This window comes from Paenibacillus sp. P2(2022) (assembly GCF_029522175.1).
GTDB lineage: Bacteria > Bacillota > Bacilli > Paenibacillales > Paenibacillaceae > Paenibacillus > Paenibacillus polymyxa.
In genome coordinates, this window is the sequence record NZ_JAKWFI010000001.1 from 188,722 (window position 1) to 203,006 (window position 14,285).

13 protein-coding genes are annotated in these 14,285 nt (G+C 44.2%); 8 read left to right on the forward strand and 5 right to left on the reverse strand.

The features are described 5' to 3' along the window. Positions 1-58: 58 nt before the first annotated feature. From MMB75_RS00800 to MMB75_RS00835, 8 genes are all read left to right on the forward strand, one after another. On the forward strand, positions 59-1,309 hold the full coding sequence (locus tag MMB75_RS00800; protein ID WP_090889771.1) for a PTS ascorbate transporter subunit IIC: 1,251 nt from the start codon (positions 59-61) through the stop codon (positions 1,307-1,309). 74 nt (positions 1,310-1,383) lie between these two features. After that, positions 1,384-1,725, forward strand: coding sequence for a cupin domain-containing protein (locus MMB75_RS00805; RefSeq protein ID WP_016821893.1), 342 nt, complete (start codon positions 1,384-1,386; stop codon positions 1,723-1,725). 153 nt (positions 1,726-1,878) lie between these two features. Beyond that, positions 1,879-2,322 (forward strand): HEAT repeat domain-containing protein, encoded by a 444-nt coding sequence (locus MMB75_RS00810; protein ID WP_016821892.1) that lies wholly within the window; start codon positions 1,879-1,881, stop codon positions 2,320-2,322. Positions 2,323-2,595: 273 nt separating this feature from the next. Next, entirely contained in the window at positions 2,596-4,356 is a 1,761-nt protein-coding gene (locus MMB75_RS00815; protein WP_090889768.1) for a cache domain-containing sensor histidine kinase, read from the forward strand. Between the two features lie 2 nt (positions 4,357-4,358). Next, positions 4,359-5,159, forward strand: a complete 801-nt coding sequence (locus tag MMB75_RS00820) for a response regulator (protein ID WP_090889765.1) — start codon at positions 4,359-4,361, stop codon at positions 5,157-5,159. Positions 5,160-5,295: 136 nt separating this feature from the next. Further along, a complete protein-coding gene (locus MMB75_RS00825) occupies positions 5,296-6,639 on the forward strand; it encodes an extracellular solute-binding protein (protein ID WP_017426799.1) in 1,344 nt (447 codons plus the stop codon). A gap of 27 nt (positions 6,640-6,666) precedes the next feature. Next, positions 6,667-7,548 carry a carbohydrate ABC transporter permease gene (locus MMB75_RS00830; RefSeq protein ID WP_103042548.1) on the forward strand — a complete coding sequence of 294 codons (882 nt, stop codon included), beginning with the start codon at positions 6,667-6,669 and terminating at the stop codon, positions 7,546-7,548. 56 nt (positions 7,549-7,604) lie between these two features. Continuing rightward, the gene (locus tag MMB75_RS00835; RefSeq protein ID WP_103042547.1) at positions 7,605-8,486 is read left to right on the forward strand and encodes a carbohydrate ABC transporter permease; all 882 of its coding nucleotides are present in this window, start codon (positions 7,605-7,607) and stop codon (positions 8,484-8,486) included. 233 nt (positions 8,487-8,719) lie between these two features. On the opposite strand, the gene MMB75_RS00840 is transcribed toward MMB75_RS00835, so the two are convergent. The 5 genes from MMB75_RS00840 to MMB75_RS00860 form a co-directional block, all read right to left on the reverse strand. After that, positions 8,720-9,463: a DUF4261 domain-containing protein gene (locus MMB75_RS00840; protein WP_045244277.1), complete on the reverse strand. Its 744-nt coding sequence runs from the start codon at positions 9,461-9,463 to the stop codon at positions 8,720-8,722. A gap of 49 nt (positions 9,464-9,512) precedes the next feature. Further along, positions 9,513-9,752, reverse strand: a complete 240-nt coding sequence (locus tag MMB75_RS00845; protein ID WP_230681862.1) for a hypothetical protein — start codon at positions 9,750-9,752, stop codon at positions 9,513-9,515. 492 nt (positions 9,753-10,244) lie between these two features. Beyond that, positions 10,245-10,742: a hypothetical protein gene (locus tag MMB75_RS00850; protein ID WP_045244278.1), complete on the reverse strand. Its 498-nt coding sequence runs from the start codon at positions 10,740-10,742 to the stop codon at positions 10,245-10,247. A 28-nt stretch (positions 10,743-10,770) separates the two neighbouring features. Further along, complete coding sequence (locus MMB75_RS00855; protein ID WP_329957188.1) at positions 10,771-13,815, reverse strand: contractile injection system protein, VgrG/Pvc8 family; 3,045 nt, start codon at positions 13,813-13,815, stop codon at positions 10,771-10,773. After that, positions 13,796-14,275 carry a DUF4280 domain-containing protein gene (locus MMB75_RS00860; RefSeq protein WP_031461996.1) on the reverse strand — a complete coding sequence of 160 codons (480 nt, stop codon included), beginning with the start codon at positions 14,273-14,275 and terminating at the stop codon, positions 13,796-13,798. Before MMB75_RS00860 ends, MMB75_RS00855 begins: the two co-directional genes overlap by 20 nt. Positions 14,276-14,285 lie beyond the last annotated feature (10 nt).

Consider the following 14,285-nt stretch of genomic DNA (forward strand, 5'->3'; position numbering starts at 1 on the left):
CATTACTAAATCGATTTAGTAAGAATGAAAAATATATAAAAGAAGGTCGGAGATCACTATGGAAATGTTTATGAGCATTATCAGGGAGCCATCCATCATTATTGCGATTGTGACATTACTCGGTCTCGTATTCCAGAGGAAGAAAGTATCCGAGATCATAACGGGAACCACCCTTTCTTTCATGGGCTTCACCATGATCAAGGTCGGCGGCGGAATTTTAGGAGGCGTGCTCACAAACTTCAGCCAAATATTTTCTTTTGCGTTCAACCTTAAAGGTGTCGTACCAAGTAATGAAGCTATCATGGCACTGACCATTGATCAGATCGGGGCGGATGCTGCACTCATTTTACTCTTTTCCATGATCCTTAACATCGTGCTTGCGCGCCTGACCAAGTTCAAGTACATTTATTTGTCTCTTCACTTGATTCTGTTCATGAGCTTTGCCGCTACAGCCGTTATGAAAGGTCTGGGTCTCAGTTCGCTGACTACAATCATCGTTGGTTCTTTGGTCATTGGGAGCTACATGGCGGTGTTTCCTTACCTGCTCCGGAATGCCAGCAAAAATATTATTAAATCGGATGAATATACAATTGCTCATGCTTCCATGACTTCTTACATTCTCGGTACCTATCTAGGAAAAGTTTTGGGCAATCGTGAACATGACACCGAAAATGTAAAAATAAATGACCGCATCAGTTTTTTGCGTGATCCCAATGTGGCAACGACCTTGACGATGCTGGTGCTTTTGTTGGTATCTGGACTGGTTGCTGGTTCTGATTATGTCAGCAAATTATCTGATGGCAAAGAATACCTCGTCTTTATCCTCGAACAATCAGCTACTTTTGCTGCCGGCTTGTATATCGCAAAAGCAGGTGTTAAGCTGTTCACGACTGAAATTGTACCTGCTTTCAAAGGCTTCTCCCAAGTGTTCGCACCTGGAGCAATCCCTGGGGTAGATGTTCTGGTACTGTTCGACAAATCACCCAATTCCGCGTTGGTAGGCTTCTTGGTCAGCTTTTTCACAGGTGTTGCCTGCGTCTTTCTTTTCCCGCTTATCGGACTGCCTGTTATTGTACCGGGGATCATGGCCTGTTTTCTCGCTGGCGGTGCAGCTGCGATATTTGGCAATTCTAGCGGTGGTTTTAGAGGAGCAGTCATTTCCAGTTGTCTTAATGGATTTTTGCTCTGTCTGCTGCCGGCTCTCACCTTACCGCTCTTTTCTTTTTTGGGTGCCGAAGGAGTGACATTCGCCGATCCCGACTTTACTACCCTTTCCGGAGTACTTTGGCTTATTTTCCGCTGGTTTTAAACTAAACCGATTTATGAATCTTTAAAAATAACTCATCTTAAATAGATTGGGTTCTAAATGAGGAGGAATGATTCATGTTTTATTACGATCAAGATATTCAAATGGACACAGTAGACAGTAATACGACCCGGAAAGTGTTGGCCCACAGTGACCAGTTGATGTATGTCAAAGTGATGTTTGCTAAAGCTCAAACTGGGGAGATCCTGTTGCATAAGCATGTCCATGAACAGGTCACTTATGTATTGAAGGGAAGCTTTAAGTTCATGATCGATCATGGCGAAACCAAGGATGTGCAGATTGTTAAAGAAGGAGACAGCATTCATTTTCCATCTGACACTCTTCATGGCTGCATCCCGCTGGAGGATGACGGAATTCTGCTAGATGCATTTACACCAGCACGTGCGGACTTCTTATAAATCTCCTTACTAAGCACGGCTCTTATTAAATTGGAATCCGCTACATTTCATTCTGATCTTTTTTAGAAGAAGACCTGCAAGTATGTTATATTTAACAAACGGCAATCGTGATAAACAGCAGTGTAGTGATTTTTAGAAAAGGATGAGATTATTTTGGAAAACAACGAAACTCAGCAGGAATTTGCAGAAGTATATGAGCAGCTTAAGGTGGCTGCAAACCGAACCTCCGATTGGAAAGCGCGTCTAGCTGCAGTGAATGATCTGGGTGCATGGAAGAACCAGCAGACAATTGACTTGCTGACGCACCGAATGAATAATGATATGGTATATGCTGTTCAGGAAGCCGCTTACCACAAGCTTCAGGAATGGGGAGAAAACGTACAGCCGCCTGTGCGCAAAGAGGGTGAGCTTGTTAAGGGGCTGACGAAGATTCTGGTGCGGATTAAAAAAAGCCTGCCAGCCGACCATACCTATAACGATTTTCGCGAGAAGCTGCATAAGATGAGAGTTGATATTTATGACGCATATGAAGGTGACAAGGGTGCTGAATTTGATCAGTGGCTGGAGCAAAAATGGGCTTCGTTATCCACAAGATAATGTCTGAACCCTGTCATTGAATGTAATGCTGAGGATTATTATTGGTAATGCAAACGAAGTCTTAACAAGGATAAGGTGTTATCTTTGTTAAGGCTTTTTTAATATACATCGTTATTACGTGTTATTATCAAACGTAATGAATCCAAAGAGTGCTGGCCGTTTTCATTAATCTCGCTAAAAAGATGCCAACAAAGGGGAACGATGCGCTAGAATAGAAAATAGAAAGCGCTATCATTATCAACTTTTCTGCAATGATTCAGGGGGAGAAGGCTTATGCGTTCAAGGTTCCAACCATTAAACACATTGCGTAATCAGATTTTTATCGGCTTTATATTGGTGATGCTCATTATGATGAGTGTGGCGGGGGCGTTCATTTACCTCAATGTCTCTGACCTGTTAAAAGACAGCGCCGAGCGGCATATTGGTCAGACCGCAGTACAAGCAAGTGGCAGACTGGATGCATTAATCGGCCAGATGGACAGCCTGACGGAACAAGTGGCGAATCATCCATCTGTTCAGCATATTTTGCTGGAGGAGCGCAATGGGGGCAAGGTGACTTTCGGACAGCGTCAATCGCTACTGCAAGTGATGCATAGCTATCAGGCCTATATGCCGAGCGTTGGCTCGCTGGAGCTGTATACTGCCGAAGGGAAGATGTTGTTTCCAATTAGAGAAGGCAGTCTGGAGGACCGTATCGGACAGGCGGACATTCGGGAAGCAAATGAGATGAAAGGCAGGCTGGTCTGGATCGGCATAGATCCTGAAAATCCCCAGTCGCTGCTGGCGATTCGGCAGGTGAGCCTGGTAGATCGCTGGTTTTCACGCGGAGGATATCTGATTACCCGCATGGACCGAAGTTATTTTGGGCTAAATGGTACGTCAGCGACCAATGAAGAAGCAAATGAGACCATGCTGCTTGTAGATCGTGGAGGCGAGTTGCTATCGGGTGAGCCTATGAATCAGACTAATTTATTAGATGTATTGCACAGCAAGACACAGACGGTTCATATTGGAGAGCGCGAGTATGTGAAGGCAGTTCAGCAATCGGAACGGACCGGCTGGTCGCTGCTGATCCTCATTCCAGTTAGCGTCGTCACAGACGGAATTACGGTTTTACGGACGACACTTATTATTTCGGCGTCTCTTGGTGCCGTATTGTTCCTGTTCATGTCTTTTATGTTGTCAACATTGATTACCAGACCGATAGGTCACTTGATTCAGGCCATGCGTCGTTCACGGGAAGGGGCATTGGCCCTGAATCCAGAACCGGCAGCAGCGGTTGAACTACGGGAATTAAATGCAGAGTACAACACGATGATTGTCGATATCAATGAATTGATCCATGTCATTTGCGAGAAGGAGGCTTTACAAAGCCAGACCGAGCTTAAAGCACTGCAAGCGCAGATCAACCCGCATTTTCTTTTTAACACGCTGGATGCTTTTAACTGGTCGCTACAGGAGAAGGGAGAGGAAGAACTTGCCGGGCTGATGGTGTCCATGTCGCGGCTGTTTCGTTATGTGATCGAACCGGCTCACCATGACTCTTGGGTGACACTTGGAGAAGAAATAGCACAAGTCCGTCGTTATCTGGAACTGATGGAGATGCGCCTGGGCGAACGCCTGAGCTGGCAAATTCATATGCCACCAGAGGCAGCAAGAATTCCGCTTCCTAAGCTGCTGATCCAGCCCATTTTAGAAAATGCAATCTTACATGGTGTCGAAAATCGCATCGGCAATGGCCGTGTTGAAATTCGAATCACTCCTTCGGCGAGGTTGGGCTGGACTAAGATCGAGGTAGTAGATAACGGACCTGGAATGACACAGGAGGAATTTGCAGCTGTGCGTACAGCGTTGATGGAGGGATCTGCTTGTCAGAGCAAGGGAACTGGTATGGGACTGGTTAATGTGCAGCGCAGGCTTGCTCTCTATTATGATAGCGCATCTTATCGAACGGACGGCGTGCTGATCCACAGTGCTGTGCAGGAAGGAACTGTGGTCGCTTTTGAAATTCCTGATGAATACGGGGGGCGGTAGGAATGCGTTTTTCATCCAAGACCATTGTTATTGTGGACGATGAACAAAGAACACGTCAGGGGATACATCAGACACTGGAGCAGTGGGCCTCCGGGAAATACCGAATTATGACATCGGGGAATGGCCTGGAGGCATTACATATGCTGCAAGCGGAGAGGGTTCATCTGCTGATTACAGATGTCCGTTTGCCGGAATTCAGCGGGCTGGATTTAATTCGTTCTTTGGAACGGGAGTCATATCGTCCGGCGATTATTGTGATCTCGGGATATGCGGAATTTGATTATGTCCAGCAGGCGCTTCGTCTCGGAGCCGTTAATTACTTGCTCAAGCCGATTGATAAGCAGGAGCTACTGAATGCGGTAAATGAGGCGCTTCAGCTGGAAGAGGAACGGCAGCGATACAAGAAGCTGGACAAGCTGGCTGACCCTGTTCTGCTGGAGCTTGACCTCCAAGCGACTACGCTTAGCGATCCGGTACGGCGAGCCTTCGCCTATATGGCGGAGCATCTACACGAGCCCATTACGATGGCACAGACTGCGGCGCATTCACACCTGAATGCGAGCTATTTTAGTGTTTTATTTAAGGAGCAAAGTGGTTTGTCCTTCAGCGAATATCTGCACCGGTTGCGGATTCAACGGGCCAAGGAGTTGCTGCTGCATACCCAGTTGACGATTGCCCAGATCGGCGAGCGCTCAGGCTACCGGACAGATAAATATTTTATTAAAGTATTCAAAGCGACCGAGGGGGTAAGTCCCAGCCGCTATAGGCAGCAGATGCGTAAAGGACCGGAGAATATCGACTGACATATAAGCTGCTCACAACCCAATAAAAGTGGAATTATACCCAATGAGCGTACCCTGTTGGAAGCAGAAATACAGTGCTAAACTTACAAATGATAACGGTTACAAAAAATATAATTACAATAACGGAGGTCTAACGATGTCCAACAAGTATTCAGTTCGTAAGCGCTCACATCGAAAATGGGTTGCTGGGTTGACCCTGCTGCTGTCATTCATGCTAGTGCTGTCCGGTTGTGGTGTTGGTAAGGATGGTCAAGGCGGTTCCAGTGGAGCAGGGGGCAAGGTTACGCTCAAAATGATGCACCTGTGGCCAGAGGGAAGCTCGGCACAGCAAAGCAAGCTTGTAACTCAGATTATAGATCAATACCAAAAGGATCATCCGAATGTCGTCATTCAGCAGGAAGTGCTGGAAAATGAACAATACAAAAACAAACTCAAAGTGCTATCAGCTTCCAATGAATTGCCAGATATCGGTATCACCTGGGCAGCGGGCTTCATGGAGCCTTACGTTAAAGGCGGATTATTTACGCCGATGGATGACCTGCTGCAAGGTTCCAAGCTGAAGGACAAATTCGTACCGGGAACGACCGATGCCTATGCGCTGGATGGCAAAACGTATGCGCTTCCGATCGAATTGAACATAACACCCATTTATTACAACAAAGCCATATTCCAAAAATACAACTTGAAGGTACCTGCGACATTTGATGAATTTAAGCAGGTGGTGAAAACACTCGTAGATCATGGAGTTGCACCGATTGCATTGGGCAATAAAGATCGCTGGACGGGTTCGCTTTGGTACATGTATCTGGCAGACCGTATAGCAGGTAGCGAAACGCTGAAAAAAGCAATTGACGGCTCAGGATCGTTCGATGACCCTGGTTTAATTCAGGCGGCCTCCGAAATTCAGACGCTGGTGGATATGAATGCCTTTAACAAAGGATTTAACGGCTTGTCCAATGATGAAGGAAAATCCGAGTTTATGAACGACAAAGCGGCGATGTATTTGATGGCTACCTGGGAGTTGCCGAATTTTACGACTAATCCCGAAATCCCGCAAGCGTTTAAAGATCAAATTGGCTTCTTTAAATTCCCGATGGTTGCAGGCGGCAAGGGCGACGAGAACAGTTGGGTAGGAGGTCCGGGAGTAGGCTTGTTCGTTTCGGAAAATTCCAAAGTGAAAGAAGAAGCCAAAGCATTCGTTGAATACTTCGTAGAAAAATGGGGAGAGCAATCGGTCACACAGGCAGGCGTTATTCCAGCGACAAAAGTGGATACCTCCAAAGAAAAATTGCCCAAGCTGTATGTCGATCTGCTGAATGGGCTGAACGAAGCCAGCAACATTACATTATTCGCTGATGTTCAGATGAAGCCGAATGCGGCACAAGTGCATTTGAATATGATTCAGGCGTTGTTTGGTAAAGCGGTGACACCGCAGCAATTTGCCGATCAGCATAAGGCTGCCATTGAGAAAGGAAATTGAAAATTGACCACCTAAGGAGGTCTGACCGTGGAAAAGGTCATGTCCAATAAGCTCGTCATTGCTCTCTATGTGTTGCCTTCACTGCTGTTGTTATTCGCCGTGATTTATGTGCCCATCGTACTGACCGGCTATTACGGTCTGAATCAGTGGAATGGAATCGGCCCTATGACTTTCGTAGGGCTGGACAACTATCAACATCTGTTTACAGACACGGCGTTTTGGCAAAGTGCCTGGCATTCGCTGCTGTTGGCCTTGTTTTCAGGTATCAGTCTGATCGGTTATCTGGTTGTTGCGATGATTTTGTCAGGAAAAATCAAGGGAGCGAACCTGCTGCGGAAAATTTATCTGATTCCCATGCTGCTGTCTTCTGTAGCGATCGCTCAACTGTGGCTCAAAATGTATCATCCGACCAACGGAGTGCTGAATTCTTTGCTGGCGTCAGTCGGAGTTCACAACCCACCCGAGTGGTTAGCTAATCCGTCTCTGGTGCTGCTTGCCTTGTTCATTCCGATTATTTGGCAATATGCAGGCTTTTATATCCTGATCTATTATGCCGGACTGAAAAACATTCCCGAAACGCTGATGGAAGCTGCACGGATCGACGGAGCCAGTGCCTGGCAGATTGCGACTCGTATCAAATTGCCTCTGCTGCGCGAGGTAATTAACGTGACGATCATATTGTCCATTGTCGGCTCGCTCAAATATTTTGACCTGATCTACGTCATGACGGACGGTGGGCCGAACGGAGCCAGTGAAGTGATGGCTTCGTACATGTACCACCAGGCGTTCCGCAGCTTCGATTTCGGATATGGCAGCGCTACAGCCTTTGCTTTGCTGCTCATCTGCCTGATTGCTACGTGGGTGATTCGTAAGGTGACCGCTACTAGTGACACCATCCAGTATTCATAGGACATTCATGTAATTAGATCAGGGGTAACAAAGGACAGGAAGAGGGAGGAACGGATATGAAAACCCAGGCAGCCGCCAACTATCCGCTTGGAGTCGCTACCCGCGGCAAACTGTTAACTCGGGTCGGTTATGCCGCTTTGTATATACTTTTGATCATCTTGGCGGTGACGCAGCTTTTACCATTGGTATGGCTGATGCTTTTCTCGCTTAAAAATAATCAGGAAGTGTTTAACCTTCCACCGTTCGCGTTCCCGTCTCAGCCGCATTGGGAAAACTATATGAATGTGTGGACCAGTGGCAATATCGGGCGGTATTTCTTCAATAGTGTATGGATTACGGTTATATCCGTGGCGCTGACCGTGCTGCTCGCCAGTTTTGTAACGTTTGCCATTACACGGATGCGTTGGAAAGGAAGCCAACTGGTCCTCGGGCTCTTTATGGTCGGACTCATGATTCCGGTCCATTCGACCTTGATCCCGCTATTCAGTATGTTTCTCAAACTGCACTTAACAGACACTTCAGTATCCATCATCCTGTCGTATGTCGCTTTTAATCTACCGACCACGATGATGATTTTGCTGGGCTTCTATTACGCCCTGCCCCGTGAAGTGGAAGAAGCGGCCGTTATGGACGGCTGCTCTGTAAACCGGATGTTCTTCCGAATTGTGCTGCCCATGACCACCCCAGTCATGGCAACGACGTCTATTATTAACATGATCTACAACTGGAATGAGTTTATTTTCGTCAATACGTTCATCAGCTCAGACGAAAATAAAACACTGACCGTCGGCGTTCAAAACTTTATCGGTCAATATACGACCGACTGGGGAGCAATCGGAGCCACGTTGATGATCAGCATTTTGCCCATTTTGCTCGTGTTCCTCATTATGAGTGACCGGATTGTGGAAGGAATCGCAGCCGGGTCGGTTAAAGGGTAAAGCAAATTCCCCTGATTAGAAGAGCACCCCCTAGTGTAGACATTGGAACAAGCCTCTTGGTTTGTCCGATGAATGCTAGGGGGCATTTTTTTGTGAGTTTAGTTTGTGGCGGTTGGAGGGCTAGTTATTAGTTGCTGATCTTGAACAAAATAAAGGCTTATTCCTCCTAATAATATTAAGTGGAATAAGCCTTTAAGAATTTATTAAGTATAACTGGGTATCAAATGAAAAATTTAATTGTTAGAGCGGTGATTTCGAATTAAATTCCATACTCCGAATGGATTATAGAATGGATCTTCTTCCTCAAACATTGTACATTCTTTATGCTTTAATAAATAGATTGGAGATCTTGGATCTGTACTAAATGTTTCTCCATCAGTGATCCTTGGAGCTTCTACAAGGTTATATAAACAAAATATCCTGAATAATGTGGACACTTCCGAGCCAGTTATGTCTTCAGAGGTTGTTTGTACATCAGGATAACCAAAGCTGTGCATACCAGTAGTGTAAAATGTGTTTTCTTCACGGGACATTTGAATAAACGCAGTAAAAACTTGAGCAATGTCTCTACTACTTGTTATTTCTAACCATTCCTCTTTAGTACTTGCCCTTCCAGAAGATTCAACATTTATAGCCATTCCTCCTGCATGCAATACTGCACTAGCAACCTCCATAATATCCAAAACTTTTTCTATAGAACCACCCTCACCCAAAAGATAGACGATACTTCTATGTTCATTTAATTGATCAATGTGTTCCCTTTTAAATGAGCCATTTCCAGCTACCTCGAAAGCTTCTGCAACATAAGGATTATATTCACTCATTTCTACGTCAAAGAAATCTTTTGGATTATTAAGGTTTCCGATATGGCTACCTGCATATATAAAACCGTTTCCCTTTCGAGCCATTGCCTCTATAAATTCATCTCTTGTTTCCCAATAACCAGGTATCCCCAAAATAATCTTTGGTAAACTCATAGCAATATCACCTTATCTCGCAAGAATTTATACTCGACCATATTAATCTTTATTCATCTAATTTTTCTAAGAGGAAATTAGCCCTTTCCAAATATAAATCTGTATCGTCATCCTTAATCATTATTAAAATTTCTTTAATCTTCTGTTTAGTCGGACTTTCTAATTTGCCCAAAACTTTACCATAAGAAAATACTAAATCTTTTGAATTTAAAAGTGTCTGGTGGATTCTCTCTGCCCAAAATTCCGCATGGGGTAACATCTTGATAGTGCCTAGAGCCAGTTTGTGCAAGCCTTCCTCTAAGTTATTACGTTTTATAATATAGAATATAGTTTCGATTAGATAATCATCAGCTGACGGTTAAGCGACTTCATCTTCAAAAACTGTACAGAGACTGAGAATTATATCATTCGTTCCTTCAAGGGATAATTCATTCAGAATATTCTCGAATATTTCTAAGTTATCTCCCTCATTTTTCGTAAAATGCATTTTATATAGCGAATTTTATTTGGGGAAATTTTAGAATATATTAATGAAATTTCAGCAAACGAGAAATAAGTGAAAGCATAAAACACAGGTCAATCATGGTGACCTCTGACCATAATCGACCTGTTTATTGTAAGACTTTAGTTTTTTGAAGGTTATGCTTTTAATCATCAATGTGTGTTTAAGAAACAAGAAAAGTCTTTATACGGGTATTACATGAGCTATATAAGTCTTTGGTAGAGCAGATGACTTACTCAGCACTGGGGAGTCCACCTAAACGAAAAAATGTAAAAATGGTTACTCTATACGTTCATTGTCAAGTGCATCCAAGATTTCATCACTTATATCAAGTGGTTCCCTTTTAACTCGATTTGCAAGCGAAAGAAAATCAGTAGCACCAACTACATTCAAATAACCGCCCCTTATAAAGAAAAGGCCACCTCTTTCATATAGCTTTATTGCTGGCTCAAACAAATCTTTATTATCAATAGCAATTTGATTTCCTTCATCAATGAGTGCGTTTAACTCTATATAACTGGTAACAATTTCTCTAACATAACTATTGTCAATTTCCTTTAGTATTTGTAATTCATCAACACTCACTTGTGACTTAGTTATCGAATTTGAAATGATAATAAAAGGATACCGACAAGGACCAGGATAATATTGGAAAAACATTGATGCTCTTCTTAAGTATTCTTTACTCAAATGAACATGTGATCTTGCTTGTTTGTTTCCAATACAACTCCAATCTATTGCAGAAATACGCTTAATTGCCTGATTAAAATTTTCCATCAATTATTTCGCTCCATCTTCTCTATTTTTATTGCCCAAGAACTTTTTTCGCATAATATTCATATCCTCCAGGGAGTTCAAAGGAAGGTTGATCAGAAGCTACATCATGTGCACCAGGAGGATCTGAACCAAAATCATCACTATCTTTTTGATACGAACCAGGATTTTTATATGGGTAGCCTTGTTTCATTTTTTCACTTTCAGTTAATTCATGTTTAGCTAACTCTTGAAACCACTTTTTTTGTTTTGGATCCAGCTCACCTTTTTGTGCTTCTTTCCATATAAACCCAACTTCTAAATCAGGAGTAAAGTGGCCAACTCGATAACTTTGATTATCTAAAGGGATTTTATGTGTATCAAAAAACATGTGTTGTTTCATAGCCCTAATTTCTTCTATTGTCATACCAGTATTTTTTGCAACCTGTTCAATATCAGTCATACCAACACTTCTAATATCATCATAATCCTTTGTTGCAGCTTTATATTCTTTTTCTTGAAATTCATCCATAAATGTGGGTTTATAATCATCTACACGCTTGTATTCATTCCAATCAATCTTTTTAAGGGTAGGTATTGATTCAGGAACATTACCCGTTCCCTTAGTGCTCTTACCCGTGTACTCTCCTGATTCTAACGCATCAATCTGCTTTTGTCTCTCAAGTGAAATCTTTGCACCAGAACCTTTAGAATGTGGGATGTCAGGACCAGGATCATGAAACCGATAATGGCCTCCAGCAGTTGCGAAGATGGGTGACCTTTTAGTTAAACGGATATTCATCTTTCTAGATACACTTTGCAAGTAACTCCCCAAGGATTCAAAATTGGTTGGAAAACGGATGGCATTCGTTTTGAACTTCCCATCCCCAACTTTGGCCAGAGCAGAGTCGGTCTTTGCTGAATCTCCGAATAACCCCGGTGCTCCTCCTTTCCCAGCTTTCTTTTCTTCAGCTTCCTTGAGCCCCTTAGATAAGGAGGCTTCTTCTTTCCCCAACTTTCCCAGCTTTCTAACTAACTTTGAGCCGCCTTTAACAAACGCATAAATGTCTGCAACACGTTCAACGGCCTTGATACTGTCGTATCCTGCATCGTAACTTTCCTGTTTGGTATCGGTCAATGGATTAGGGAAGAAATTATTCAATTTTCGCTCAATCGGATCGGGTATGCTTTTTATGCCATCCCATACAGTTTCAAGGTCGTGAACCACATCTTTCTTTGTTTTCTTCCCTTGGAATGAATCGGCAATATAGTTCCAGCCAAACTTCGCACCGTTCTTAATGCCCTCGAGCGTCTCATTGCGCTCCAGAAAACCTTTACCAGTGTAATTTCCCGGCATAACAAGAGGGGTCATTACCATGGTCCCCATATCCACTATATCGACAACCGAGTCCCATACACCGCCTATAAATTCCAAACCCGCATCCCATTCTCCCTTGAGGGTGGCACCTACGTTTTCTTTAGCACGAGCTCCCATTACACCTTGAATTCCCTTTTCAGCGACTTGTTTCTCAAAGTCAGATAAGATCGGATCTGGGTAGTATTGATGGAGGGAAGCTTTAAGCTGGATTTCCGAACTCACGCTGTTGACTTCCTGTTCCAAATCAAGCGTATCCGTTGTTGTATTCAAATGTAAGCCGTTGGTTCCTTGCAGCAGAATACTACCTGCCGAAAGACTAAGACTGCCTGCGGCTTGAATTTGTACACGTTGGGTGCTGTTCAGGCTGACACCGTTATGGGTATTCATGGAGATGTATAGTGATCCTTCCTGCGCACTCATCGACAGCTCGGAGTTCCCTAAGGAAATTTCTTTTCCTTGTGGATTTGCAAAGGATTTAACCCCAGGATCGGCTGTTTTACGCTGGTGACGTTCTGTAGGTGATTCGATCACCGCACCTTGAGCTGCGTGAGATGAAGAGACAGCAACACTAGATGGTTTCGTTCGGACCGATTGTATGACCATCGCATCGTCTTCGTCTGCACTTGGAAAATACAGCTTCACCTGTGCACCCTTTTCCGGCATCAGATACCACACCTGATTCCCTTCTGCAGAATAGGGGAACCACTGGGCATCCCTTGGATTTTGATGACCGTCTATATCCAGATGCAACCGAACCTGATTCCGGCTGACCTCCAGTATTTTTCCTTCGATAGCCGCGCCAATGATCGTTCGATTATAGATTTTAGGGACCTTCAAGCCCGCCGACAGGGCACATTCATACGACCAAGTCATCAAGCCACGAATCAATTGACCCTCACGTTTGGTGATGACGTAAGTTTCGTGATTGCGTTCAACTTCATCTCCCAATTGCAGCATTTGATCCCACTCAAAGGTATACCGAGTGTAATCTCCGATGTTTGCAGATCTCCAGCCGTTCGCCTCCTGATCCAGATAGGGAGCGATCTTGCGTTGTAACGAAAAAGGAACCTCTTTCAAATGAATATGCTGCCTGGCTTGCGGGATTCCGATCCAAATTTGCGCATGGTGTGAAACGATATTGGGGACGAGCAGGGCTCCCACATGCGAAGCCAGCCGTTTTAAAAAAGTCCAATCCGTCTCCTGATATTGCATGATAAACTGGCCTGTCGCTTTTTTCTCAAAAGCTTCATCGATTTTATCCGAGCCTTTATAATCGGCCAGCACTGCATCTACAATCTCCGCATACTTTTGATTGATATGTTGAAAGGAACGGTTTTTGAGCTGCGTATCCAGTTTGAAACTATGAGATATGATGTCGAGGGTCACCAAGACCTCCTGGTGCGTGTGCTCCACATCTACGCAGTATAGTTGCCCTATGAATAAGGGATGCTTCTGATCTTTGTCATCGGAATACCATAGCTCAACTTCGTCGTCGCTGCTCGCTTTGGCAATGATCGTGTCTGCCCGGTTGCCTTCCAAGACGCCCGTGATCCTCAGCCTGGCATGTTCTCCGAGCTCGTGACTCATATGGATATTACGAAGACGCAGCTTACCATAGGGCCAGGTAACATGTAGATGCTGATAGGTAAAACGGTCTTTCGCTACGATGTTCATTCCTGAATCTCCTTGCTTGATAAAGTCAACTGTCTTGCCCGTCATCGATGATCGAGATGATGCCCCCACCACTAGGTCCTATCGCAGAAGAGAGGGTACCATCATCACTGGGGTCTATCATGAAATTGAACGTATTAGTCAGAACATCTTGGCAGCTACACATTAAGGTCGAATTGTTGAGTAAGGCGGGTGCCCCCTCGATCAATACATCTTCTTTCCCACCGGTCCACTTGGACCCAAATGCAATCTCAGGTTCGCAAGGAAGACCATGCTTCAATTTACACAGACCAAAAGCATTGATTTTGCTAATATTGGCTCCACAAATGGCATCGTCCACGTTCAGAACGGGCTTATCTTTAATGAAGACACCATGGCTGTACATCATATTAAGCACACCAGGGTCTGTACCTTGACTGCACTGTAACTTGGCTCCTCTCACCACATAGGAATGTTCTCCGCTGAGCGCCCCCTGGGCCAAAGCTTTAATAAGTAAAGGTAAAAACATATAAGTACCT

Bases quoted from the DNA above. Each gene is read 5' to 3' on its own strand.
- MMB75_RS00840 (WP_045244277.1), bottom strand. From the start codon at position 9,463: ATGAGTTTACCAAAGATTATTTTGGGGATACCTGGTTATTGGGAAACA.
- MMB75_RS00825 (WP_017426799.1), top strand. From the start codon at position 5,296: ATGTCCAACAAGTATTCAGTTCGTAAGCGCTCACATCGAAAATGGGTT.
- MMB75_RS00835 (WP_103042547.1), top strand. From the start codon at position 7,605: ATGAAAACCCAGGCAGCCGCCAACTATCCGCTTGGAGTCGCTACCCGC.
- MMB75_RS00820 (WP_090889765.1), top strand. From the start codon at position 4,359: ATGCGTTTTTCATCCAAGACCATTGTTATTGTGGACGATGAACAAAGA.
- MMB75_RS00805 (WP_016821893.1), top strand. From the start codon at position 1,384: ATGTTTTATTACGATCAAGATATTCAAATGGACACAGTAGACAGTAAT.
- MMB75_RS00855 (WP_329957188.1), bottom strand. From the start codon at position 13,815: ATGACGGGCAAGACAGTTGACTTTATCAAGCAAGGAGATTCAGGAATG.
- MMB75_RS00850 (WP_045244278.1), bottom strand. From the start codon at position 10,742: ATGGAAAATTTTAATCAGGCAATTAAGCGTATTTCTGCAATAGATTGG.
- MMB75_RS00815 (WP_090889768.1), top strand. From the start codon at position 2,596: ATGCGTTCAAGGTTCCAACCATTAAACACATTGCGTAATCAGATTTTT.
- MMB75_RS00860 (WP_031461996.1), bottom strand. From the start codon at position 14,275: ATGTTTTTACCTTTACTTATTAAAGCTTTGGCCCAGGGGGCGCTCAGC.
- MMB75_RS00800 (WP_090889771.1), top strand. From the start codon at position 59: ATGGAAATGTTTATGAGCATTATCAGGGAGCCATCCATCATTATTGCG.